24 protein-coding genes are annotated in these 24,210 nt (G+C 59.5%); 18 read left to right on the forward strand and 6 right to left on the reverse strand.

Annotation, left to right across the window (positions count from 1 at the left end; genetic code table 11):
* Positions 1 to 305: 305 nt before the first annotated feature.
* From FHT92_RS02485 to FHT92_RS02505, 5 genes are all read left to right on the forward strand, one after another.
* On the forward strand, positions 306 to 1,073 hold the full coding sequence (locus FHT92_RS02485) for an SDR family oxidoreductase (protein ID WP_183822280.1): 768 nt from the start codon (positions 306 to 308) through the stop codon (positions 1,071 to 1,073).
* Positions 1,070 to 3,112 (forward strand): excinuclease ABC subunit UvrC, encoded by a 2,043-nt coding sequence (uvrC, locus tag FHT92_RS02490; RefSeq protein WP_183744183.1) that lies wholly within the window; start codon positions 1,070 to 1,072, stop codon positions 3,110 to 3,112. Before FHT92_RS02485 ends, uvrC begins: the two co-directional genes overlap by 4 nt.
* Before the next feature lie 109 nt (positions 3,113 to 3,221).
* Positions 3,222 to 3,812, forward strand: a complete 591-nt coding sequence (gene pgsA / locus FHT92_RS02495; protein ID WP_183822282.1) for a CDP-diacylglycerol--glycerol-3-phosphate 3-phosphatidyltransferase — start codon at positions 3,222 to 3,224, stop codon at positions 3,810 to 3,812.
* A complete protein-coding gene (gene moaD, locus FHT92_RS02500) occupies positions 3,809 to 4,063 on the forward strand; it encodes a molybdopterin converting factor subunit 1 (RefSeq protein ID WP_183822284.1) in 255 nt (84 codons plus the stop codon). The genes pgsA and moaD overlap by 4 nt, the downstream gene beginning before the upstream one ends.
* 33 nt (positions 4,064 to 4,096) lie before the next feature.
* On the forward strand, positions 4,097 to 4,558 hold the full coding sequence (locus FHT92_RS02505) for a molybdenum cofactor biosynthesis protein MoaE (protein WP_183822286.1): 462 nt from the start codon (positions 4,097 to 4,099) through the stop codon (positions 4,556 to 4,558).
* Here FHT92_RS02505 and FHT92_RS02510 read toward each other — a convergent pair whose 3' ends face one another.
* On the reverse strand, positions 4,559 to 5,455 hold the full coding sequence (locus FHT92_RS02510; RefSeq protein ID WP_183822288.1) for a branched-chain amino acid ABC transporter permease: 897 nt from the start codon (positions 5,453 to 5,455) through the stop codon (positions 4,559 to 4,561).
* A gap of 67 nt (positions 5,456 to 5,522) precedes the next feature.
* Between FHT92_RS02510 and FHT92_RS02515 the strand changes: the two genes are divergently transcribed.
* Positions 5,523 to 6,071: a CGNR zinc finger domain-containing protein gene (locus tag FHT92_RS02515; RefSeq protein ID WP_183822289.1), complete on the forward strand. Its 549-nt coding sequence runs from the start codon at positions 5,523 to 5,525 to the stop codon at positions 6,069 to 6,071.
* Entirely contained in the window at positions 6,068 to 6,574 is a 507-nt protein-coding gene (locus FHT92_RS02520) for a hypothetical protein (protein ID WP_183744200.1), read from the forward strand. Before FHT92_RS02515 ends, FHT92_RS02520 begins: the two co-directional genes overlap by 4 nt.
* Positions 6,575 to 6,639: 65 nt before the next feature.
* Here FHT92_RS02520 and ndk read toward each other — a convergent pair whose 3' ends face one another.
* The gene (gene ndk, locus FHT92_RS02525; protein ID WP_007820064.1) at positions 6,640 to 7,062 is read right to left on the reverse strand and encodes a nucleoside-diphosphate kinase; all 423 of its coding nucleotides are present in this window, start codon (positions 7,060 to 7,062) and stop codon (positions 6,640 to 6,642) included.
* 79 nt (positions 7,063 to 7,141) lie between these two features.
* The gene (locus tag FHT92_RS02530) at positions 7,142 to 7,831 is read right to left on the reverse strand and encodes a glutathione S-transferase family protein (protein ID WP_183744203.1); all 690 of its coding nucleotides are present in this window, start codon (positions 7,829 to 7,831) and stop codon (positions 7,142 to 7,144) included.
* A 264-nt stretch (positions 7,832 to 8,095) separates the two neighbouring features.
* On the opposite strand from FHT92_RS02530, the gene FHT92_RS02535 reads away from it, so the two are divergent.
* The 4 genes from FHT92_RS02535 to FHT92_RS02550 all read left to right on the forward strand — a co-directional run bounded on the left by FHT92_RS02535 (position 8,096) and on the right by FHT92_RS02550 (position 12,876).
* Positions 8,096 to 9,148: a sensor domain-containing diguanylate cyclase gene (locus FHT92_RS02535; protein ID WP_183822290.1), complete on the forward strand. Its 1,053-nt coding sequence runs from the start codon at positions 8,096 to 8,098 to the stop codon at positions 9,146 to 9,148.
* A 93-nt stretch (positions 9,149 to 9,241) separates the two neighbouring features.
* A complete protein-coding gene (locus FHT92_RS02540) occupies positions 9,242 to 11,128 on the forward strand; it encodes an ABC-F family ATP-binding cassette domain-containing protein (protein WP_183822292.1) in 1,887 nt (628 codons plus the stop codon).
* Between the two features lie 195 nt (positions 11,129 to 11,323).
* Positions 11,324 to 12,250, forward strand: a complete 927-nt coding sequence (locus FHT92_RS02545; protein ID WP_183822295.1) for a Gfo/Idh/MocA family protein — start codon at positions 11,324 to 11,326, stop codon at positions 12,248 to 12,250.
* Between the two features lie 74 nt (positions 12,251 to 12,324).
* Complete coding sequence (locus tag FHT92_RS02550; protein ID WP_183822298.1) at positions 12,325 to 12,876, forward strand: GrpB family protein; 552 nt, start codon at positions 12,325 to 12,327, stop codon at positions 12,874 to 12,876.
* A gap of 9 nt (positions 12,877 to 12,885) precedes the next feature.
* Here the strand turns inward: FHT92_RS02550 and FHT92_RS02555 are convergent, their stop codons facing one another.
* A complete protein-coding gene (locus tag FHT92_RS02555; protein ID WP_183822301.1) occupies positions 12,886 to 13,335 on the reverse strand; it encodes a DNA polymerase III subunit chi in 450 nt (149 codons plus the stop codon).
* The gene (locus tag FHT92_RS02560; protein WP_183822303.1) at positions 13,332 to 14,825 is read right to left on the reverse strand and encodes a leucyl aminopeptidase; all 1,494 of its coding nucleotides are present in this window, start codon (positions 14,823 to 14,825) and stop codon (positions 13,332 to 13,334) included. Before FHT92_RS02560 ends, FHT92_RS02555 begins: the two co-directional genes overlap by 4 nt.
* Before the next feature lie 142 nt (positions 14,826 to 14,967).
* On the opposite strand from FHT92_RS02560, the gene FHT92_RS02565 reads away from it, so the two are divergent.
* From FHT92_RS02565 to rsmA, 7 genes are all read left to right on the forward strand, one after another.
* Positions 14,968 to 15,741, forward strand: coding sequence for a phosphatase PAP2 family protein (locus tag FHT92_RS02565; RefSeq protein ID WP_183822305.1), 774 nt, complete (start codon positions 14,968 to 14,970; stop codon positions 15,739 to 15,741).
* 99 nt (positions 15,742 to 15,840) lie between these two features.
* Entirely contained in the window at positions 15,841 to 17,022 is a 1,182-nt protein-coding gene (locus tag FHT92_RS02570; RefSeq protein WP_183822308.1) for an LptF/LptG family permease, read from the forward strand.
* On the forward strand, positions 17,019 to 18,107 hold the full coding sequence (lptG, locus tag FHT92_RS02575; RefSeq protein ID WP_183744229.1) for an LPS export ABC transporter permease LptG: 1,089 nt from the start codon (positions 17,019 to 17,021) through the stop codon (positions 18,105 to 18,107). The genes FHT92_RS02570 and lptG overlap by 4 nt, the downstream gene beginning before the upstream one ends.
* A complete protein-coding gene (locus tag FHT92_RS02580) occupies positions 18,107 to 20,461 on the forward strand; it encodes an LPS-assembly protein LptD (protein WP_183822310.1) in 2,355 nt (784 codons plus the stop codon). Before lptG ends, FHT92_RS02580 begins: the two co-directional genes overlap by 1 nt.
* 180 nt (positions 20,462 to 20,641) lie before the next feature.
* Complete coding sequence (locus FHT92_RS02585) at positions 20,642 to 21,583, forward strand: peptidylprolyl isomerase (RefSeq protein WP_183822313.1); 942 nt, start codon at positions 20,642 to 20,644, stop codon at positions 21,581 to 21,583.
* Between the two features lie 7 nt (positions 21,584 to 21,590).
* Entirely contained in the window at positions 21,591 to 22,619 is a 1,029-nt protein-coding gene (pdxA, locus tag FHT92_RS02590) for a 4-hydroxythreonine-4-phosphate dehydrogenase PdxA (protein ID WP_183822316.1), read from the forward strand.
* On the forward strand, positions 22,619 to 23,446 hold the full coding sequence (rsmA, locus tag FHT92_RS02595) for a 16S rRNA (adenine(1518)-N(6)/adenine(1519)-N(6))-dimethyltransferase RsmA (protein ID WP_183822319.1): 828 nt from the start codon (positions 22,619 to 22,621) through the stop codon (positions 23,444 to 23,446). The genes pdxA and rsmA overlap by 1 nt, the downstream gene beginning before the upstream one ends.
* A 98-nt stretch (positions 23,447 to 23,544) precedes the next feature.
* Here rsmA and gmk read toward each other — a convergent pair whose 3' ends face one another.
* Positions 23,545 to 24,207: a guanylate kinase gene (gene gmk / locus FHT92_RS02600; RefSeq protein ID WP_183744243.1), complete on the reverse strand. Its 663-nt coding sequence runs from the start codon at positions 24,205 to 24,207 to the stop codon at positions 23,545 to 23,547.
* Positions 24,208 to 24,210 lie beyond the last annotated feature (3 nt).

The raw sequence follows: 24,210 nt of genomic DNA on the forward strand, positions 1-24,210 counted from the left end.
GGGATTACTAAATGTCCCTTCCGGATCGAGAGTGAAATTGGAATGCAAATGCGGATTTGAAAGAGCCAAATTGTGATATCATTGTGGCTCCGCGGCGGCAGAAATTCGATGTTGCTTGGTTGCAACATACCGTTTATTAAGGATAATAAACAGTTAAACTTACAATACTTATTTTAACAAATCGCGACCGCAAATAATACATAGAATATCCGGTCCACACAGGCAATCGTTTCCGCCTATTTATATAATCAAAGGCTGCCCTTATATAGTCAGCAAACGGACTCGCAGGACCAGAAGGCAGCACCTTGACTAAGAAAAGACTTCGCGCGGCGCTGGTGACGGGTGCTGCCAAGAGAATAGGCCGGGCAATCGCCGAAGACCTTGTTGCTGATGGATTTTCGATCGCAATCCATGCGAATGGGTCGCTCGACGAGGCCGAGGAGTTTGCGGCGGAATTGCGGCAAAGAGGGCACCGGGCGGTTGCGATCCAGGCCGATCTCGCCCAAATCAGTGAGACCGCAGGTCTTGTCGAGAAGGCATGCGAGGCGCTCGGGCCGATCGATCTTCTCGTCAACAATGCATCGATTTTTCTTGAGGATTCGCTCCGCAAATTCGATGCGCAGGTGTGGGACGAGCACTTCGCCCTGCATGTTCGCGCACCGTCGATCCTTGCTGCCAAATTCGCCGAGCAGCTGCCGGAGGCGCATGAGGGGTTGATCGTCAATGTTATCGATCAGCGTGTCTGGGCACTGCGGCCAAGCTTCTACTCCTATACGCTGTCGAAATCGGCGCTGTGGACGGCGACGCAGACCATGGCGCAGGCGCTCGCGCCGTGCATCCGCGTCAATGCGATCGGTCCCGGCCCGTCGATACCGAGCGAGCGGCAATTGCAGGAAGACTTCCAAGCGCAGGTTTCAGCCCTTATCTTGAAGCGTGGACCTGAGCTTGCGGAATTCGGCCGAACGATTCGTTTTCTGTTCGAGACCCCCTCGATCACGGGTCAGATGATTGCACTCGACGGCGGCCAGCATCTCGCATGGCAGACGCCTGACGTGCTGGAGATCAAGGAATGAATGCCAAGAAGCTGCCCGATGGCGGTGTTCTTTACGACGAAACCGATGAAAACGACGACGACATCATCGAGGTGGAAGGCGACGCCTCTGCCTCGCCGATTTCGGCGTCGATCGACTGGAATGCTGGCAGCATCAACGAAACCGGCCTTCTCGGCGCCGATCTGATCGCCGAATTCGTCAAGCGCCTGCCGAACAGTCCCGGCGTCTACCGCATGTTCAACGAGGCGGGCGACGTACTCTATGTCGGCAAGGCCCGCAGCCTGAAGAAGCGCGTCGGCAACTACGCGATGGGGCGCGTGCATTCCAACCGCATCGCCCAGATGGTGCGCCAGACTGCCAATATGGAATTCGTCACGACGCGGACGGAGACCGAGGCCCTGCTGCTGGAAGCGAATCTGATCAAGCGCCTGCGGCCGCGCTTTAACGTGCTGCTGCGTGATGACAAGTCGTTTCCCTATATCCTGATAACCGGCGATCACCGTGCGCCCGCCATCTTTAAGCATCGTGGCGCCCGCGCTCGCAAGGGCGACTATTTCGGCCCCTTCGCCTCGGCAGGCGCCGTCGGCCGCACGATCAATTCACTGCAGCGCGCCTTCCTGATCCGCACCTGTACGGACAGCGTCTTCGAGACGCGCACCCGGCCCTGTCTGCTTTACCAGATCAAACGCTGTTCCGGTCCCTGCACCCGTGAGGTCAGCGACGAGGGCTATGCGGAGCTGGTGCAGGAAGCCAAGGACTTCCTATCCGGCAAGAGCCAGAAGGTGAAAGAGCATATAGCGGAGGCGATGAATGCCGCGGCCGAGGATCTCGATTTCGAGCGGGCTGCCATTTATCGCGACCGTCTTGCAGCACTTTCGCATGTGCAGAGCCACCAGGGCATCAATCCTGCCGGCGTCGAGGAGGCTGACGTATTCGCCATCCATCACGAAGGCGGGATTTCCTGTATCCAGGTGTTCTTCTTCCGCACCGGGCAGAACTGGGGCAACCGCGCCTATTTCCCGAAGGCCGACCCGCAACTGTCAGGCGCCGAGGTATTGAACGCGTTCCTCGCGCAGTTCTACGATGACAAGCCGGTGCCGCGGCAGATCATGCTGTCGGAAACAGTGGAGGAACTGGAATTGCTGGCCGCCGCACTCAGCGAAAAGGCCGGGCACAAGGTCTCGATCCTCGTTCCGCAGCGCGGCGAAAAGCGCGATCTCGTCGAGCATGTCATTGCCAATGCCCGCGAGGCGCACGGGCGAAAGCTTGCCGAAACGGCCTCGCAATCGCGGCTGCTGGAAGGCTTCAAGGAAACCTTCGGGCTGCCCTACGTGCCGCAGCGCGTCGAGATCTACGACAACTCGCATATCATGGGAACGAATGCGGTCGGCGGCATGGTGGTCGCCGGACCGGAAGGCTTCGTGAAGAGCCAGTATCGCAAGTTCAACATCAAATCGACCGAGATCACCCCCGGCGACGACTTCGGCATGATGCGGGAGGTGATGACGCGGCGCTTCTCCCGCCTGCTCAAGGAAGAGGGCATTCCCGATCGCAGCGCGCAGGTTTCCGCAGCCGATGCGGCCGACTTGCCCTTCCCCGCCTGGCCCGATGTCATCCTCATCGACGGCGGTCAGGGACAGATGACGGCGGTGCGCGCGATCCTCGAAGAGCTCGGCATTACCGACAGCGTGATCGCCATCGGCGTCGCCAAGGGCGTGGATCGTGAAGCCGGACGCGAGCGCTTCTTTGCCCCCGGCAAGGGAAGCTTCACGCTGCCGCCGCGCGATCCGGTACTCTACTTCATCCAGCGCATGCGCGACGAGGCGCACCGTTTCGCAATCGGTTCCCACCGTGCAAGGCGCAAGAAGGAGATGGTCAAGAACCCGCTCGACGAGATCGGCGGCATCGGGCCTTCGCGCAAGAGGGCACTGCTGCAACACTTCGGCACTGCAAAGGCGGTGTCGCGCGCCGCCCTTTCCGATCTCATGGCGGTGGAAGGAATTTCCGAGACCGTCGCAAAGCAGGTCTACAATCATTTTCACGACGACGCCGCGAAATAAGCGGCGCCGGTCGCAAATTCCACGCAAAGGCAGCGAAAAAACAGAAAGAATGTTGACGGTCGAGGGCCAAAGCCGTCATCTACCGCCGCATTATCAAAGAGAACCGCTCATGGCATCGCGTGCGTATAACATTCCCAATCTCCTGACATACGGCCGCATCCTCGCTGTGCCGCTGATCGTTCTCTGCTTCTTCATCGAGGGCAAACTTTCGATCAGCAACACCGCGCGTTGGGTGGCGCTCTGGATATTCATCATCGCCTCGATCACCGATTTCCTTGACGGTTACCTCGCGCGCATCTGGAACCAGACATCGAATATCGGCCGTATGCTGGATCCGATCGCCGACAAGCTGCTGGTCGCCTCGATCCTTCTCCTGGTCGCGGCCGACCAGACCATTGCCGGCTGGTCGATCTGGGCGGCGATCACCATTCTCTGCCGCGAAATCCTGGTTTCGGGCCTGCGGGAATATCTGGCTGCTTTGAAGGTGAGCGTGCCGGTGACCCGCATCGCCAAATGGAAAACGACTCTGCAGCTTGTCGCTATCGCTTTCCTGTTGGCCGGCCCCGCCGGAGATGAGATTTTCCCTTATACGACACAGGCCGGCATCGGGCTTCTATGGATCGCCGCGCTGCTGACCATCTATACCGGCTACGACTATTTCCGGGCGGGGCTCAAACATATCGTGGATGACGAAGAATGACGCGGCTTATTTATTTCGCCTGGGTGCGCGAACGTATCGGCAAGGGAGAAGAGGAGATCGAACTTCCTTCCTCCGTCGTCAGCGTTGCGGATCTTCTGAATCATTTGAAAGGCTTGGGCGAAGAATATGAAATGGCTCTTCAATATCCTGATGTAATCCGGGTGGCGATCGACCAGGAACATGTGGAGCATGACGAGCCGATCGCCGGGGCGAAAGAGATCGGTATTTTCCCGCCGATGACGGGCGGGTGAGAACGGCCGTGCCGCCGGGCTGAGGAGCGTGCTGTGACCATTACTCCCACTATCCGCGTCCAGCGCGAGGATTTCGACCTGCAGGCGGAAGTCGACCGGCTTTCCAAAGGCAAGCCCGGCATCGGCGCAGTCGTCACCTTCTCCGGCCTCTGCCGCGATGAAGGCGGCACACTCTCCGCACTCGAACTCGAACACTATCCCGGTATGGCCGAAGCGGAGATGACCCGCATAGGGGAGCTTGCCATCGAGCGGTTCGGGCTCAACGGCCTCACCGCCATCCACCGCTTCGGCAAGATTGCGGCCGGCGAGAATATCGTGCTGGTCGTCGCGTCGGCACCGCACCGGCAGGCCGCCTTCGACGGCGCGAGCTTCGTCATGGATTTCCTGAAAACATCTGCACCCTTCTGGAAGAAGGAGCACGGCAAGGATGGACATTCGGACGAATGGGTCTCGGCAAGGGACGCCGACAACAAGGCGCGAGACCGCTGGAAATAATCAGAGTACGACGCGTTCGCGGCGACTCATCACCAGCAGGAGTACCAGCAGCGAGAAAATGGCGAGATCGCGCCAGATGAAGGAGCCGTAGGCGCCCCAAAGCGTCTCGACCAGTGCGAGGCCGGCCGCACCGGCGGCCGAGCGTAGCGGATCGGAATAGCCGCCGACGGCTGCGATCAGCAGCACCTTGAGGCCGAACATCAGCCCTGCGCCGAAATCCATCGATCCATAATAGAAGGTCGCAAGAATGCCGCAGCAGGTGGCAACGAGCGTCGCGGCCCCATAGGACACCAGGAAGACACGGCTGGCGCTGGTGCCGCAGAGTTCGGCAGCAAGCGGATCATCAATAACGGCCCGCCATAAACGGCCCCAGGCGGTACACTTCAGAATCAACGTACCTATTACAATGATCGCGCACATCAGGACCGTATCCAGAAGCTGGATATAGGTGAGCGTTACCCGGAAAACGCCGTCGCTCCAGAAGGTGACGTTATCGTTCAGCAGCGGCGGCAGCCAGATAGCGCGGGTATTGGCCGCAAGACGCGCCGTCTCCATCAGCACGATCATCATGCCGAGTGCCGCAACCATGACCGTGTTTGGCGACTTGCTGACGAGCGGCTGCATGATGGATCGGCCGATCCAGATCCCCGCCCCCACTGAATAGATCAGCGAGGCGCAGACGCCGATCGATATCGCCGCCGGCAGCACCAGCCACAGGCGATTGTAGGCCATGTCTGTGAAGAGCAGCAGGATCTGACCGGCAAAGGCGATGATCGCCCCATAGGTGATGTCGGCGCGCTTTGTGACACCGAAGGCGATCGAATAACCGAAGGCAAGCGTGGCGTAGAGTGCTGCGAGCGGCACCGCATTCGCCAGTTGCTGCAGAAGATAGGCCATTCCCGAAACTCCGGATCGCTTTAAAATAATAACTGGCAAAATGTGTTTTACCAGTTATATTTTTCTCATGAGCTTTTCCTGGACCCCTCACCGCTTTTCGGGCGGCGCGCTGGCGCTCGATGTCGCCAACAGCGTCATCCTTCGCCACGACACGGCGCGCCGTATCGATCGCTTCGAGGCTGAGGGACAACTGGAGCGTTTCCCCGAGGCAGCGCAGGAATTCTGCGCCGAACGGGCGCTTTTTGGCGACATAGCGCCGGTAGGAGCGCAGAATAGAGCGAGCTTCATCGAGCTGCGCGAGGCAACGGACAGATATTTCCGGCAGCGCGTGCTTGAGGGAAATGACGACCGGCTGCTTGCCGAATTGCTGGAGGCGCTGGCGCGCACGCTGCGCGGGGCAGCGGAGAAGGGTCTCGATACCGCGACGGCGCATTCGGTCCTGCGACTGATCGCCATGCCCGATCCTGAGCGGATGAAGATCTGCGGCAATTGCGGCTGGCTGTTCATCGACCGCAGCAAGAACAAAAGCCGCACCTGGTGCGATATGGCCGTCTGCGGCAACCGCGCCAAGGCGATCAGGCATTACCGGAGGAAAAAGAAGGAGGAGACGCCATGAAACGGCGCTCAATCATCACGGCTCTTGCGGCAGCGGCACTCTTGCTTGCCGCCTGCCAGCGCCAGGCCGAAAGCATGCTGGAAGTGACGGGGCATCTCTTCGTCTTCAACTATCGAAACGCCAGCGCCACCTATCTGCTAACAATGAAGAAGACGGCCCCCATCCCCGATGGCTCCGCCATCGTTGCCGAATTCGAAAACCCGCAGGGCGGTGCGCCGCTGGTGCTGAACCAGAAGGTTTTTCCGATGGATGACAAGATTTCGGTCCAGAGCGAAAACCTGCACTGCGTGGTTAAGGACCGGCCTTATTCAGTGACCGTCAAGCTGGTCGATAAGGATGGCAAGATCTTGCAGGAGCTGAAGGCACAGTTCAAATCCAATCTCGACCAGACGGTGCTGCCGAGTAAACCGCTGGTGGTCGGCGCGTTATACGAGAAGAACCCCGAGGTTTTCAAGCCGGATGGGACGACGGATTTTTCCAATACGGACAAGTGTCCGGCCTGAGCCGTAAAGCAAAAAAGCCGGGACGAGCCCGGCTTTTCTCAGTCAATTCAATGCATCCGCGCTGATCAGCCGACGATCTCGGTATCGGAGAACCAGTACTTGATTTCCTGGGCAGCCGTTTCCGGAGCGTCGGAACCATGAACCGAGTTTTCGCCGATCGACAGAGCGTGAACCTTGCGGATCGTGCCTTCGGCAGCGTTTGCCGGGTTGGTTGCGCCCATGATTTCGCGGTTCTTCAGGATGGCGCCTTCGCCTTCCAAAACCTGAACGATGGTCGGGCCGGAGGTCATGCCTTCGACGAGTTCGCCGAAGAACGGACGTTCCTTGTGAACGGCGTAGAAGCCTTCTGCTTCGCGCTTGCTCATCCAGACGCGCTTGGAGGCGACGACGCGCAGGCCGGCATCTTCGAGCATCTTGGTGATAGCGCCCGTCAGGTTGCGCTTCGTTGCATCCGGCTTGATCATCGAGAAGGTGCGTTCAATCGCCATATTCGGATCCTCATACTCAGGGAAAAGTGGGCGGTCTTTACCCGCCTCACCGCCCGAAAACAAGGGGGCTCCGGCAATTTCACGCTGCTGTCACAGTCCGGCCCCGGCTTTCATGAAGATCGAGGCAGCGTTCGAACCAGGCCATGACGGGGTCATCCGGGGCCAGCATGGCGAGGCCGGCGGCGATGCGCAGCCATTGCAGGGCACCAAAGACGATGTAGTCTGCAAAAAGCGGGCTTTCGCCGCCGATGAAGGGCTGGAAGCGCAGCATGTGGCGCATCGGCTCCAGCTTGGCGGCAAAGGCTTCCCTCTCCGCCTCACGTCCGGCGGCGAAATCCTCCAGCGGCTTGCCGAGACGGCTTTCGCGGCTGGCACGGAAATAGGCCTTGTCGCCCTCATCGAGAATGGAATGAATATCGAGAAGCGCGATCCGCATGATCGCCGGATGGATGATCATCTGCGAATAACCCTCGACCATGCGCGACAGGGCCTTGCCGCCCTCGCCACCAAACAGCGACGGACGGTCCGGATAGGTATCTTCCAGGTAAAGAGCGATCTCGAAACTGTCCGATATTAGCCGGCCATTGTCGTCCAGGACAGGCACGGTCTTGGAAAAGCCGCCGCCGATATCAACAATGCGGCTGTAGGTCGTCGGAACCTCTTCGAAGTCGAGCCCCTTATGGGCGAGCGCCATCACCGCTTTCCAGCAATGCGGCGAAAAAAGGTGACGCTCGTCGGCGCCGCACAGGGAGTAGAGAGCTCTGGTCATGGCCATCCTTTCGCAATCGCAACGGGTTCATTCCACGCCAGAAAGCCGGTGCGATCAAATCAGGAATTTTCATGGGCCCATCGCGTCTGCTGCTGAGACGGATGCTGCCATTCCCGATCGGGACGCGGCAAGGGTGCATTAACCGGTTTTGCGGCTTCCCGCCCCGCAAACCTTGCAAATTCAATGTCTCTTAAAAGCTTGCCTGCATAGCGGAAGCAGAAGAGTCGATGGCCCAAGAGAACCAATGGCAATGAGGGGATCGTCATGCCGACTGCCGCTGCAAATGCATTGAATACGCGCGAGGCGACCCGGCCGGCGCCGGCAACCGACGTGCAGAAAGTCGCTCAGCACATGATGCGGCTGAACGTGGCAGGCCTGCCACGCAACTATGAACTGTTCCATGAGGCACTGATCGGCCTGAATGCCGGGCTGGCACAGGATATAGCGGCCCTCGGCCCGCATCCGCATCAGGAAGCTCTGGACGAGCTCGGCCTGCGCTACAGGCTCGTCGGCCATTATGGGCTGGCGGACGACCGCTCGCGCAACGAAACGAGCCGCGTGCTTAAGGAGACGGCGGAGCGGCTCGCCGAAGGTCGCCTGCATCACCAGGCATTCACACGCGCTTGCGAGACAATCCTCAAATCCGTCTCGGGCCAGCAGGACCAGCAGAGCCTTGCCGATTTCATGGCGGAGGTCGAGTATCTCGCCGCTTCCCTTTCAGCCGTTCTCGCAGCGGACCGGACGATCGGCACGAGGCTGGAAGAGGAAATCGAGCGGTTGACGGTGCTGGAGCGGGGCGTTTCCGCCGTGCAGGCGGCTGCTGTCACCGACAAGATCACCGGCCTGCCCAACCGTATCGGGCTCAATCGTGCGCTCGACGATCTGTACCATCAGGAAGAGGGTGCGGCCGGCAGCGCGCTGATCATGATCGACATCGATGATTTCAAGGAGCTTACCGCCCGATACGGCGCGCAGACCGGCAACAAGCTCCTGAAGAAGCTTGCCGGCCTCTTCCGCAAGACGGTGAAGAAGAACGATTTCGTTGCGCGCCTGGAAGGCGACGAATTCGCCCTCCTCTTTGCCAATGTCGGCATGCAGGACGCGCTGGCGATCGCCGAGCGGCTGCGCAGTTCCGTCCAGGACAATCTCGTTTTCGCCGCCTCCGATACATCCGAAGCAAGCGGCCTGACGATTTCTGTCGGCGTGGCACTGAGCGGCCATGCGGCCACGTCGGGTCAGCTTCAGGCCAATGCCCGCGTAGCGCTGCTTGCCGCCAAATCCAATCCGCGCTTGCCGGTGCAAGCCTTCGGCCGCTGAGGCCTTCGGCTATGAGCTATTGATGGCAAACAGTGGCAAACACGCCGCTGAGCCATCTTGCCTTGGCGGCGGCTTTCGGCCAAAACCGCGCGCATGATCACGATATCAGATATTTCCGCCCGCATTGCCGGTCGTCTGCTTCTCGACCATGCCAGCGTCTCGCTGCCGTCAGGCACGAAGGCCGGGCTCGTGGGACGCAACGGCGCCGGCAAATCCACCCTCTTCCGCGTTATAACCGGTGATCTGGGAGCCGAAAGCGGGACAATATCGATCCCCAAGAATGCGCGCATGGGCCAGGTGAAGCAGGAAGCGCCGGGCACCGAGGATTCGCTGATCACGATCGTGCTTTCCGCCGACAAGGAGCGCGCGGCGCTGCTTGCCGAGGCGGAAACCGCAACCGATCCGCATCGTATCGCCGAAATCCAGATGCGCCTCGTCGATATCGACGCCCATTCGGCCGAAGCCCGCGCCGCCAGCATCCTCTCGGGCCTCGGCTTCAATCAGGAAGCGCAGGCCCGGCCCGCATCTTCCTTTTCGGGCGGCTGGCGTATGCGCGTGGCGCTCGCATCCGTGCTCTTTACCGAGCCGGACCTGCTCTTGCTCGACGAGCCGACCAACTATCTCGACCTCGAAGGCACGATGTGGCTGGAGGATTATATCCGCCGCTATCCGCACACGGTCATCATCATCAGCCATGATCGCGATCTGCTGAACAACGCGGTCAATTCCATCGTTCATCTTGATCAAAAGAAGCTCACCTTCTACCGCGGCAATTACGACCAGTTCGAGCGGCAGAAAGCGGAAGCCGACGAACTGCAGATGAAGGCCAAAGCGAAGAACGATGCGGCGCGCAAGCATCTGCAGAGCTTCATCGACCGCTTCAAGGCCAAGGCCTCCAAGGCCAAGCAGGCCCAATCGCGCGTCAAGGCGCTGGAGCGTATGGGCACGGTCGCGGCCGTGATCGAGGATCACGTTCAGCCGATCACCTTCCCGGAGCCTGAAAAACAGCCGGCCTCGCCGATCGTCGCAATCAGCGGCGGCGCCGTCGGCTACGAGCCAGGCAAGCCGATCCTCAAGGGGCTCAATCTGCGCATCGACAATGACGACCGCATCGCGCTGCTCGGCTCGAACGGCAACGGCAAATCGACCTTCGCGAAGTTCATTTCGGGGCGGCTGGCGCCGGAAAGCGGCGATCTGCGCCTGGCGCCCAGCCTGAAGATCGGCTTTTTCGCCCAGCATCAACTCGACGATCTCGTGCCGAACGAGACACCCGTCGAGCATGTGCGCCGGCTGATGCCGACCGAGCCGGAAGCCAAGGTGCGTTCCCGCGTGGCGCAGATGGGCCTTGCGACCGAAAAGATGGCGACGGCGGCCAAAGACCTCTCGGGTGGCGAAAAGGCACGCCTGCTGATGGGGCTTGCCGCCTTTCATGCACCGAACCTCTTGATCCTTGATGAGCCGACGAACCATCTCGACATCGACAGCCGCCGCGCCCTGATCGAGGCGCTGAACGATTATGACGGTGCCGTCATCCTGATTTCGCACGACCGGCACCTGATCGAAGCGACGGTCGATCGCCTCTGGCTCGTCAACAATGGTACGGTAACGAGCTTCGAAGGCGATATGGATGAATATCGCGACCTGATCGTTGCTTCCGGCAAAAAAAAAGACGACGAAAAGCAGAAGCAGTCTGAAGACCAGGCATCGAAGGCCGATCAACGCAAGCTGAATGCCGACAAGCGCGCCTCGCTCGCCCCTCTCAAGAAAAAGATCAATGAAATCGAATCCTTGACGGGCAAGCTGGAGAAACTGATTCAGGCACTTGATGCGGAACTTGCGGATCCTGCGCTCTATGAAAAGGCGCCCGCCAAAGCCGCTGACAAAGCCAAGCAGCGTAGCGAAGCAGCCGCCAAACTCGCTGCCGCCGAAGAGCAATGGCTGGAACTCTCCGCTGAATATGAAGGAGCCATGGCGAGTTAAGGCGACGCCAGCGTAAGTCAGTGCCTGGAGAAGCTTTGCTGCGGCGCAAGAACCATCGCAGTCTTCAAGAGCTAGACAATTGCCCAAAAATCGCGTCGTCTGTTCTTACAGACCAGACTTGCCCGCGGACCGCTTTCTGATAAAACGGCGCGCAATAAGTCATACTTTAGCGAAACACCGAACGCGAGCTTTACAATGTCAGCCATTAACCTCGCCATCGTAGGCGTCGGCAAGATCGTCCGCGACCAGCACCTTCCCTCCATCGCCGCCAATACCGATTTCAAGCTGGTGGCGACGGCAAGCCGCCACGGCACAGTCGATGGCGTTACCGCCTATACGTCGATCGACGATATGCTCGACGCCGAACCTTCGATCGATGCCGTTTCGCTCTGCATGCCGCCGCAGTATCGCTATGAAGCGGCTTACAAGGCGCTGGCCGCCGGCAAACATGTCTTCCTTGAAAAGCCTCCGGGCGCGACGCTGAGCGAAGTGGAAGACCTGGAAGATCTCGCCAACAAGCAGGGTGCGACGCTGTTTGCAAGTTGGCACTCGCGCTATGCAGCCGCCGTCGAAGCCGCCAAATCGTTTCTTTCCTCGACCGAAATGAAGAGCATGCACGTCATCTGGAAAGAAGACGTGCGTCACTGGCATCCGAACCAGGAATGGATCTGGCAGGCCGGCGGTCTCGGCGTTTTCGATCCGGGCATCAACGCGCTGTCGATCGTTACGCATATCCTGCCAAAGGCGATGTTCCTCAGCGCCGGCACACTGGAATTCCCTGAAAACCGTGACTCCCCAATTGCTGCCGACCTGCATTTCCGCAATGTCGACTACGTTCCCGTTCACGCAGAATTCGACTGGCGCCAGACGGGCAAGCAGAGCTGGGACATCATCGCGGAAACGGCAGCCGGACAGATGGTTCTGTCCGAAGGCGGTTCGAAGCTCTCGGTCGATGGCGAACTGAAGTTCTCCGCGCCGGAGGCCGAATATCCGGCGCTTTATCGCCGCTTTGCCGAACTCATCAAGGGCGGCAAATCGGATGTCGATCTGGCACCGCTGCGACATGTCGCCGATGCCTTCATGCTCGGCAAGCGCAAATTCGTCGAGGCGTTCTACGACTGATCAACCTTACGGGCAGATGCCATTGCGCCTGCAGAATGCTAGAATAGGAAAACGCAGCGCGAGGGACGTTTTCCATGCAGCAGGAGCAGGATGAATCGTTTGGATTGGGCGTCCCACACCTGGCGGTGAGGCTAGCCGACCCCAACGCCAAATGGGGGGAGGCCTATCTGCTGGAAGAGGCCAGGATCCGCAACGCGCTTGGCCCTCTTGCAATCGAAATACAGCACTTCGGTAGCACCGCCATTCCAGGCATCAAGGCGAAACCGATCATCGATATCCTGATCGGCGTCCGCCGCCTTGATGACGGACTTGCCTGCATCAAGCCTATGGAGGCGATCGGCTACGACTATGCCGGTGCCGACATCGTGCCCGACGATCATCTCTTCGGCCGCGGTGTCATGGGCGAGACGCGCACGCATCTCGCTCATGTCGTTGAATATCAGGGCTTCAACTGGAGGCGGGATATCTTTTTCCGCGACAGGCTGCGAAACGATCCGGCTCTTGCAATCGCCTATGAGGGACTGAAGATCGGCCTGGCGCAAAAATTTGCCGAAAGCCGCGCTGCCTACACCGTCGCGAAGAAGGATTTCATTGACAAGGTCCTGGCGGAAGCCGGCCTTGCCTGACAATCGAAGTCAGGCCTTCTTCTCCCACCGCCCTTCCGAGGTCTGCTGCCAATAGGTGAGCTTGTGCCCCTCGCCTTTCAGCTTCTTCCACTGGCCGCGCGCGCCTTCAAGCTGCTCCTGATCGTAACCGTCGAACATGAAGACGATCCGCTCATAGTCCACGACTGCCGGCGGCTCGGCGCCGTCGATGATGAAGCGAACCGTCGCTGCGTTCGGGTTGTCCGGCAAAACGGTCAGGAGAACGGGCTGATCCCCAGCGAAATCCCCCTCATCCGTGCCATGTGGCAGGAAACTGTCCTCCCGATAGGTCCACAAATGCTGATCCAGCGCGTCGCGTCGAGCGGCCTCCTTCATCTGCACGGCGACGCGCCAGCCGCGCTCGACGCTCTTGTCGAGCAACGGCGGAAGCGCGTCTTCCAGCTTCGATTCCGTCAGATGGTAAAAGAGAATTTCCGTCATCGTGTTTCGTAGTTCGCACGCACCAATTCATCGAGCAGGCGCACGCCGAAACCGGAGCCCCAGGACTGGTTGATCTCGTCCTGCACGGAACCCATCGCAGTTCCGGCAATATCGAGATGCGCCCAGGGCGTATCCTGCACGAATCGTTTCAGGAAATGGGCCGCAGTGATGGAGCCGGCAAGGCGGCCGCCGGTATTCTTCATGTCGGCAAACTTGCTGTCGATCATCTTGTCATATTCCTTCCCGAGCGGCATGCGCCACAGTTTCTCGTTCGTCACGAGGCCGGCTGCTGTCAATTGCGCCGACAGCGGATCGTCATTCGAGAAGAGACCTGCATGACTATTGCCGAGTGCGACCAGAATGGCTCCCGTCAGGGTGGCGAGATTGATCATGAACCGCGGCTTGAAGCGGTCATTGCAATACCAGAGCGCATCGCAGAGCACGAGGCGGCCTTCCGCGTCTGTGTTGATCACCTCGATCGTCTGGCCGGACATGGAGGTGACGATGTCGCCCGGACGCTGGGCGTTGCCGTCGGGCATGTTTTCCACAAGGCCGATGATACCCACGGCATTGACCTCCGCCTTACGCGCGGCGAGCGTGTGCATGAGGCCGGTGACGGCTGCCGCACCGCCCATGTCGCCCTTCATGTCCTCCATGTTGGCGGCCGGCTTAATCGAGATGCCGCCGGTATCGAAGACCACACCTTTGCCGACGAAGGCGATGGGCCGGTCCTTGCTCTTGCCACCCTTCCACTGCATAACCGCAAGGCGCGGCGGACGAACGGAGCCTTGGGCAACGCCGAGCAACGCGCCCATGCCAAGGCGTCGCATCTCGCGCTCGGTGAGGATTTCCACCTCAACGCCCAGCTTTTCCAGTTCTTTGGCCTTGGCGGCAAATTCCACCGGGCCGAGCATATTCGGCGGCTCGTTGACGAGATCACGGGCGAGATTGACGCCGTCGGCAACCGCTTCGGCATCGGCGAAGGCTTTCTTGGCAGCGGCCGCATCGGCCGTGACGATCGTCACCTTGACCGACTTCGCCTGTTTCTCCTCGTCGTCATTCTTCTTCGTCTTATAGGTATCGAAGTTGTAAGCGCGCAGCAGCATGCCGAGAGCGAAATCGGCCGCAGCCTTGGCGCTGACATCTGCGCCCGGCGCATCGATGAAGATCGTCGCTTTCTCAGTATTCTTGATCCGCGAGGCAGCGCTGCCGCCGGCCTTCAGCCAGTCGTGGACGGTCAGGTCTGCCGGCTTGCCGAGGCCAAGGACGATGATGCGCTCCGCAGGCGCGCCTTCCGGCGCCACCAGGTCGAGAACAGCCAACGACTTTGCCGAGAAGCGCGCAATCTTCGACGCCTTGGCGATCACCCCCGCCGGATCGGCAATATCGGCCCCAGCCGCGGTGTCGGCCCCGGATGTCTTCAGAAGGATCGCAAGGCCGCCGCTGAGCTTTGCCGATTTTGAGAATGAAATTTCGAATTTTGCAGACATGTCTTCTCCGATGGGATTCATGAAATCCGTGCCAGGGGGATAATTTCGCGTTCGACAGGTCTGTCAATGGCCGGCGACTGTTGTTATGTTCCGCGCGGCCGCCCGGCCAATAGAGTTTTTGTCAGTTTCGTAGATGTTTGCGTTGACAGTTTTTTCGAAAAATCGATGGCGGGGTCCGGCAATTCGCCTGCCGCAAACGGCATTCGGCGTGTTCGTGCTGCTCTTCTGGATGTGGTGGCTACTGCTTGCGCTCTTCCGCGCCTTTCCCGAGATAGACATTTATTTTTCCCAGCTTTTTTTCGTGCAGACGGCCTGCGATGCGTCGGCCGCGACAACTGAGATCTGCGGCTCCTTCCCCTATCGGAGCGAGGCGATCCTCGGTCTCTTACGCACGCTCTTCTTCTACGTTCCCTATGTCGTGACCGCGGTCATGTTGTGGAAGCTTGCCCAATGTTATCAGCAGCATGGCGCAACATTCAACGCGCCGCGCGCCCGCGATCTGAAGGTTGCGCTCGGCACGCTGCTGATCGGTCCTGTTCTTCTCGTCAATGTAATCCTCAAGGAACATTGGGGTCGGCCGCGGCCGATCCAGACGGATCTCTTCGGCGGCACGCTGCATTTCGCCGAGGCCGGTTCATTGGCCGGCAAGTGCGTTTCCAACTGCTCCTTCATTTCCGGAGAGGCGGCGAGCGCGGGCTGGCTGTTCTGCCTGCTGATCTTCGTTCCGAAGTCGCTACGCTATGCGCTTGTTGGACCCGTTGCCGCCGTCTCCATCCTGACGCCCGCGATGCGGCTTTCCTTCGGTGCACATTATCTATCCGACGTTGTGCTGGGATGGCTGTCTTCGGTCGTCATATTCGCGGCGCTGATGGCACTTGCTGAGTCGCCACGGCAACAAAAAAATTCTGAAATTTGAATGAATTTTTGACACTGACTTGTCGCAAAACCGAGACAAAGAGCGTAGAGGGAATCTCCTGCTGATCATATCGACCTGCAGGCGCGTTCAAGGGCGAGCATGAAACTACTCGAGACATATATATTGCGGCGTGTTGGCCAGATGTTTCTCGTGGCCTTGCTCCCGGTGCTCGCGATCATCTGGACCACCCAGGTCCTGCAGCGCATCAACCTGGTGACCGACAGCGGCCAGTCGATCGGCTCCTTCGCCATGCTTGCGACGCTGATCCTGCCGTCGATCATTCCTGTCGTGCTGCCCTTTGCACTCGTCATCGGCATTACCCAGACGCTGACGACGATGAACAACGATTCCGAACTGACCGTGATCGATGCTGCCGGCGCCCGTCGCACCATCCTGGCTCGGCCGATCCTGCTGCTTGCGATCCTTGTCAGCGTTTTCTCGTTCTTCGTCGACAATGTCGTCGAGCCGCGTGCGAAGACGGTCGTGCGGCAGATGATCGCCGCCACCTATGCCGACCTTCTTTCGTCGGTGATCGAGGAAAAGACCTTCCGCAAGATCGACGAAGGCCTCTATGTGCAGATCTCGCAGCGGCTCGCCGGTCGCATGCTGAAGGGCCTCTTCGTCGCCGACGAGCGCGAGCCGAATAACGAGCTCATCTATTATGCTCGTGAGGGCGCAGTGGATGACGTCGGCACGTCGCTGATCATGCATGACGGCGAAGTCCATCGCAAAACGCCCGATGGAAACGTCTCGGTCATCAAGTTCGATTCCTATTCCTTCGACCTTTCCGACATGACGGAAAATAACGGACAGGCGACGCTGCGCGCGAGCGACCGCGATCTTGGCTTTCTGCTCCATCCCGATCCGAAAGATCCTGATTATATCGCCAAGCCCGGCACCTATACCGCCGAACTGCATCGCCGCCTGACGGACTGGGCGCTTCCCTTCGTTTTCGCCCTCTTTTCCCTTGCCATCGCAGGCGACGCACGCTCACACCGCGAGGCGCGCATGCATCCGATGATCGGCGCACTCGGCCTCGCTTTCACATTGCGCTGGGCGGCATTTTACGTTGCCAACCAGATCGACAACCATCCGATCTATATCCCGATCCTTTACGCGATCCCTGTCGTCACCGGCATCGCTTCGATCATCTTCCTCAATCTGCATAAACGGCTTTCCGTGCCGCTTGCGCTCCGCAATCGAACCTCAACGGTTTGGAAGCGCGCGCAGGACCGAGTCCTTGCCGCAACGGACCGGAGCGGCGGAGGCGCAGCACGATGATTTTCGGGACATTGTCGCGGTATTTTTTTCGCCGATATGTCGTGACCACCATGTGGTTCCTGATCGGCATGAGCGCTATCACCTTTCTGCTCGACTTCAGCGAGACGGCAAGCCGTATCTCCAATTTCCCCGGCTATACACTGGGTGGCGCTGTGCTTCTCACCGCCGTTCGCCTGCCATTGATCCTGCAGCAGACCATTCCCTTCGTGGCGCTGTTCGTCGGCATCACCGTGCTGATCGGCCTCAATCGGAAATATGAACTCGTTGTCACCCGTGCCGCAGGCATCTCGGTCTGGCAGTTCATGCTGCCTTTTATCGCCGGGTCTCTGATTCTCGGCGTGCTGACGGTGGTGGCGCTCAATCCGCTCGCCGCCTGGGGCCAGAGGCAGGCAACGCAATTCGAAACGGCCTGGCGCGGTCAGGACAATGCCATGATCCGGGCGCTGCAGGTTCCGTGGCTGCGCCAGATCAGCGGACGGGACGATGTCATCATCGGCGCCAAGACCGTGCTGGAGAACGGCACGTTGCTCATGGACGCCGTGCTCGTACACTTCGATTCTGCCGGTCAGGTCATTCTGAGGCAGGATGCCTCATCGGCCAAATTGGAAGATGGTTACTGGCAGCTTAACAACGTCGTCGAACGCAAGCCTGGGGAAATCCCAGTGCGTAAGGCTACGGAACAGCTTCGTACCAATCTGAAGCAAGACTTTATCAAGGAGCGGCTGACAGCGCCGGAAACAATTGGTTTCTTTGACCTTTCCAACCGTATCGCTGCCGCCAAATCCTTCGGAATCTCCACGAAGGCGCTTGAGACTCAATTCAACTCTCTGCTGTCGCAGCCGCTGCTCTTGGTGGCCATGACTCTCATTGCTGCAACAGTGTCTCTAAAATTTAGCCGGTTCAACCAATCACGCTCTGTGATTCTGGGTGGAATCCTTTCAGGCTTCATGCTTTATGTCGTCACCGTGCTTGTAAAAGCATTCGGAAGCAGCGGTGTCGTGCCGCCGTTTGTGGCGACTTGGATACCCGTGGTCGTGGCGCTCGCTTTAGGCGCAACGATTCTGCTTCATCAGGAGGATGGCTAGTGGCGGTAGGCGACCGCAAGAATTTTAGTAAACAGTTGGTTGCCCTGCTCCTAGGTGCGGCTCTGTGTTCCTATTTTGAGAGCGCTCCTCTGGCGTATGCCCAGGAGAACACTACAGGCATGCCTGCGATCGGCCAGAATATCTCGCCGGACGCAAAACTGATGCTGTCGGCAAACGAGCTGGTCTATGACAAGGACCAGGAGATCGTCTCCGTGATCGGCGGCGTGCAGATCAATTACGGCGGCTACAGGATGGTCGCCCAGAAGGTCGACTATAACCAGAAGACCGGTCGCATGATGGCGACCGGCAACATCGAACTGGCGACCCCGGACGGCAACCGTATCTACGCCGACAGCCTCGATGTGACCGACAATTTCGCAGACGGCTTCATGAACGCACTGCGAATCGAGACGAGCGACAATACCCGCCTCGTTGCCGAGACCGGCCAGAGGGTCGGCGGTACGCAGATGATTCTGAACAAAGGCGTCTATACGGCCTGTTTGCCCTGCGCTGAGAAGCCCGAGCGCGCGCCCTTCTGGCAGGTCAAGGCACAACGCGTCATTCAAGACGGCCAAAAACACACGATCCGGCTGGAGCACGCCCGTTTCGAGCTGCTTGGCCAGCCGATCGCCTACGTTCCGTGGATCACGGTCCCTGACAATACCGTCAAGCGCAAGTCGGGCTTTCTGTTCCCGTCGATGAGCGTTTCGCAAAATCTCGGCTACGGTCTTTCCGTTCCCTACTATTACGTCATTTCTCCAAGCTCGGATTTCACCGTTACGGGCACCGGCTATACATCCCAGGGCTTCATGCTCGAAGGTGAATATCGCCGCCGCTTTGAAAATGGCACGCTGACCATGCATATTGCCGGCATCGACCAGATGAACCCCGGCAACTTCAGCACCGGCACAAGTGATGCCGAAGTCGAACAGCGCGGCATGGTCGCATCGAGAGCAAACTTCAGGATCAATCCCCGCTGGACATTCGGCTGGGATGTAATGGTGCAGAGCGACAACAACTTCTCGCGCACCTACAAGATCCAGGGTTATTCCGGGACCCCCTACGCGAACAACGTTTACCTCACGGGTCTTGGCAAGCGGAATTACTTCGACCTGCGCGCCTTCTACTTCGACGTCCAGGATGCCGACCGCCATGACACGGCGGAAAAGCAGCAGGCGATCGTCTACCCGACGCTTGACTATCACTATGTCGCGCCGCAGCCTCTTGCAGGCGGCGAGCTTTCCGCAGATGTCAATCTCACCAACATTTCGCGCACCCACGACGACTTTTACAATGTCGCAGGTTTCGACCGCTTCCGCGGCCTGGAGGGTCAAACGACCCGTTTGACGACGGAAGTGCAGTGGAAGCGCACCTACGTGACGCCGACCGGCCTGGTGATTACACCGTTGCTCGCAGCGCGCGGCGATGCCTTCGCACTCAACATGGACAGTCCCGTCAACGCCAACGGCGTTCCGTATGCCGGCAACTATCTCGACGATAGTGCGGCAACGCGCGGAATGGTCACGGCTGGGCTGGAAATGCGTTATCCGATCCTGTTCACGACCAGCAACAGCACGCATGTTCTGGAGCCGATCGCCCAGATCTATGCGCGACCGGATGAACCGCTCGCCGGTCGCCTGCCGAATGAAGATGCGCAGAGCTTCGTTTTCGATGCGACCAACCTTTTCGACCGCGACCGGTTCTCCGGCTACGACCGCATCGAAGGCGGGACGCGCGCAAACGTCGGCTTCCAGTACACTGGCACCTTCGACAGCGGCTACAAGCTGCACGGCATCTTCGGACAGTCCTATCAGCTCGCGGGTCAGAACTCGTTTGCGACCGACGACCTCGTGAATGTCGGCGCCGATTCGGGCCTTGAGACCGACCGATCCGACTATGTTGGCCTCGGCGGTATCGAAATGCCTTTCGGTCTTTCCGTTGCGGCTTCCTACCGTCTGGACGAACAGGATTTCGCCTTCAATCGCGGCGATCTGACCACGGCCTATCAGAACGATACCTTCTCGGGCCAGGTCACCTATACGCACGTTACCGCCCAGCCGGAATATGGCTTTGCCGAAGACCAAGACGAGATTCAGACGAGTAGCAGAATCAAGTTCAAGGACTATTGGTCGATCTTCGGCGGCATTGCCTGGGATCTGAACAATAGTGTCGTCACCAGGCGCACGCTCGGCATTTCCTATGAGGACGAGTGCACGATTTTCACCATCGCCTATACGGATGCCCGCGATACGACGGACCAAACTGCAAGCGACTGGACGATTGCTGCCCGCCTTACCTTCCGCACGCTCGGCGACATCAGGCTGGGCACGGGTGACGCCGCGAATAATCTCTGATGACAAATGGGCGGCCGGAAATCTCCGGCCGGGCCATTCTTTCGCCGTAAGCCTGTGCAGGACATTGCGAGCAGTCGTTATGTGAGGCATGGGGTATCGCGGAGATGCGATTTCCGCTCGTCTCAGTCTATGGTAAGGAACGCCGCGCGCTGTCGTGCGGCGCTATCGGGAGGTCAACAGATGATTGACGCGAAGAAAACCGTAACCACGCTTGTTGCAGGCGCAGCCTTCATGCTTGCCGCCTTCAGCAGCCCTGTCTTCGCTGCGAGCGAGGTCAAGGCCGTGGTAAACGGTACCGCGATTACGAGCGGGGATGTCGCCAAGCGACAGGCCTTCATGCGGCTGCAGCGCCAGAAGGGTGATCCAAAAGCCGCCGAAGAGCAGCTTATCGACGAGGCGCTGAAGCGGCAGGAGGTTTCCCGCGTGCGTATGTCGGTCTCGCAGGAGGACGTCAACGCCTCCTTCGCCCGGTTTGCCGCCAGCAACAAGCTTTCCGTCGAGCAGATGGGACAGATCCTCGATCGCGCCGGCGTCGGTGTCGACCACTTCAAGAACTTCATTGCCGTGCAGATGAGCTGGCCGCGTGTCGTCAATGCGCGTTACGGTTCCACCGCGCGAATATCGAATTACGATCTGGTCAACCGCATGATGCAGAACAACAAGCAGAAGCCGGTGACGACAGAATATATGTTGCAGCAGGTCATCTTCGTTGTTCCGGCATCCAAGCGCAACGCGATCACCGGCAAGCGCAAGAGCGAGGCTGAGGCATCGCGCTCCAAATATCCGGGCTGCGATCAGGCCAAGACTTTCGCCGCCACAATGCGGGACGTTTCGATCCGCGATCTCGGCCGCATGCTGGCCCCGGAAATTCCGGCGGACTGGAAGGATCTGGTCATAGCGGCCAAGGGCAATACTACGGCTACGCGCGTGACCGACAAGGGTGTAGAGTACCTTGCGATCTGCAGCCAGCGCCAGGTCTCGGATGACCAGGCGGCCGAAATGGTGTTCCGTCAGGAGGACCTCGACAAGAACAAGGCAAACAAATCGGCAGCGCCGGAAAACGAAAACAGCACCAAATATCTGGATGAACTGCGCAAGCGTGCGCAGATCGTCTATCGCTGATTTCTCCATGGGGACACCGTTTTCGAGACCGCTTGCACTGACCCAGGGCGACCCGGCCGGCGTTGGGCCTGATATCACCCTGATGGCCTGGCTTCGCAGGCGCGAGCTTGGACTGCCGCCATTCTTCCTGGTCGGCGATCCCGATGTGCTTGCTGTGCGGGCACGAAAGCTCGGGCTGGATATTCCCCTTCAGACCATCGGCAATGCAGCCGAAAGCCCCGGTGTATTTGCGGACGCGCTACCGGTCATGTCGATACCGGCCGGCATCGATGTTGCGGCAGGAGAGCCGCATGTCGCGACGGCAAAAGGTACGATCGCCTCAATCGAGGCGGCAGTAGCGCTCGTCATGCAAGGCGAAGCGCTTGCGGTCGTCACCAACCCGATCGCCAAGTCGGTGCTCTACGAGGCGGGGTTCAAGTTTCCAGGTCATACGGAATTCCTGGCCGACCTCGCAATGCATGCGACCGGTCAGACTGTCATGCCCGTCATGATGCTCGCGGGACCGAAACTGCGCGCCATCCCCGTCACCATTCACATTCCGCTCAAGGATGTGCCGCAGGCGCTGACGCTCGGTCTGATCATCGAAACCTGCCGGATCGCAGACAGGGATCTGAAGCAGCGGTTCGGGATCGCCTCTCCTCGGCTCGCCATTGCAGGGCTCAATCCGCATGCGGGCGAAGGCGGCGCGATCGGCAAGGAGGACGAGAGTATCATCCATCCGGCGGTCCAGATCCTTCGTGACGAGGGTATCGATGCGATCGGTCCCCTTCCCGCCGATACCATGTTTCATGACGAAGCGCGCGCCCGTTATGACGTTGCCGTCTGCATGTATCACGATCAGGCGCTGATCCCGGCCAAGGCGCTCGGCTTCGACGATTCCGTCAATGTGACGCTTGGTCTTCCTTTCGTACGCACCTCCCCCGATCACGGCACCGCCTTCGGCATTGCCGGCAAGGGACTTGCCCGCGAGACGAGCCTCGTTGCCGCGCTGAAGCTCGGCGCGCAGCTTGGCCGGACTGCGGAAAGTCATCGTTAATGGCTGCACTCGACGGTCTGCCGCCGCTTCGCGAGGTTATCCAGCGTCACGGGCTCGATGCGCGCAAGGCCCTCGGGCAGAACTTCCTTCTCGATCTCAACCTGACGCAGAAGGTTGCCCGCACGGCCGGCGCGCTTGACGACGTGACGGTCTTTGAAGTCGGTCCAGGTCCCGGCGGCTTGACGCGAGCGATCCTCGCGCTCGGTGCGAGGAAGGTCATCGCCGTCGAACGCGATGCACGCTGTCTGCCGGCTCTTGCCGAGATCGCCGACCATTATCCCGGACGGCTGGACGTCATCGAGGGCGATGCGCTGAAGACCGATTTCGAGGCGCTGGCGTCGGGCCGCCCCGTCAAGATCATCGCCAACCTGCCCTATAATGTCGGCACTCAGCTTCTCGTGAACTGGCTGCTGCCGAAGGCATGGCCGCCCTTCTGGCAATCGCTGACGCTGATGTTCCAGAAGGAAGTCGGCGAGCGGATCGTCGCCTCCGAAGACGACGATCACTATGGCCGCCTCGGCGTGCTGGCGGGATGGCGCACACATTCCCGCATGGCATTCGATATTCCGCCGCAGGCTTTCACGCCGCCGCCGAAGGTCACCTCGACAGTAGTCCACCTGACGCCGAACGAAACCCCGATCCCCTGCTCTGTCGCCAATCTGGAAAGGGTCACGCAGGCTGCGTTCGGCCAGCGCCGCAAGATGCTGCGCCAGAGCCTGAAGCCAATCGGCGGCGAGAACCTGCTCGTCAAAGCCGGCATTGATCCGGCCAGACGTGCGGAGACCCTGTCGGTAGAGGAATTCTGCCGGCTGGCGAACAGCCTCTAAAAGCATTTCCGTTTTCTTCGAATCACGGAAATGCTTTATCGTTTTGTTTCCACGCAATTCCGCACGCAAAACCGCTGAACGCTTTTGCTGGAATTGCTTTAAAGAACCGGCGTTTCTTCGAGCAATTCCCGGACGAAATCGAACATGCCGTGGCGGCGGTCGCGGCGCAGGCGCTCGGCCTTGACGATCGACTGCACCGCATCAAAGGCGGCGTTCAGGTCATCATTGATGATTACGTAATCATACTCGCGCCAGTGCGCGATCTCGGCGCGGGAATTGGCGAGGCGCGTCTGGATGACTTCCTCAGAATCCTCGGCACGGCGGTGAAGACGGGACTGCAGCTCGGTCATGGTCGGCGGCAGAACAAAGATCGAAACCACATCGGCCTGCATCTTTTGCTGCAATTGCTGGGCGCCCTGCCAGTCGATATCGAACAGCATGTCGCGGCCTTCGGACATGGCCTGCTCAACCGGTTCGCGAGGTGTGCCGTAAAAATTGCCGTGAACCTCTGCCCATTCCAGCAGGGCATCGGAATCGCGCAGCCGCTCGAATTCCCGGACCGTCTTGAAATGATAGTGTACGCCCTCCACTTCGCTCGGTCGGCGCTGGCGCGTCGTGACGCTGACGGAAAGGCCGATGTGTTTGTCCGTTTCCAAAAGCGTACGCGCGATGGTGGATTTACCGGCGCCAGAGGGCGACGAGATAACCAGCATCAGACCGCGACGGGCGATCTGGACGGGCAAGATTTTCGCCGGGCTCATGTC

The organism is Rhizobium sp. BK377, assembly GCF_014193935.1.
GTDB lineage: Bacteria > Pseudomonadota > Alphaproteobacteria > Rhizobiales > Rhizobiaceae > Rhizobium.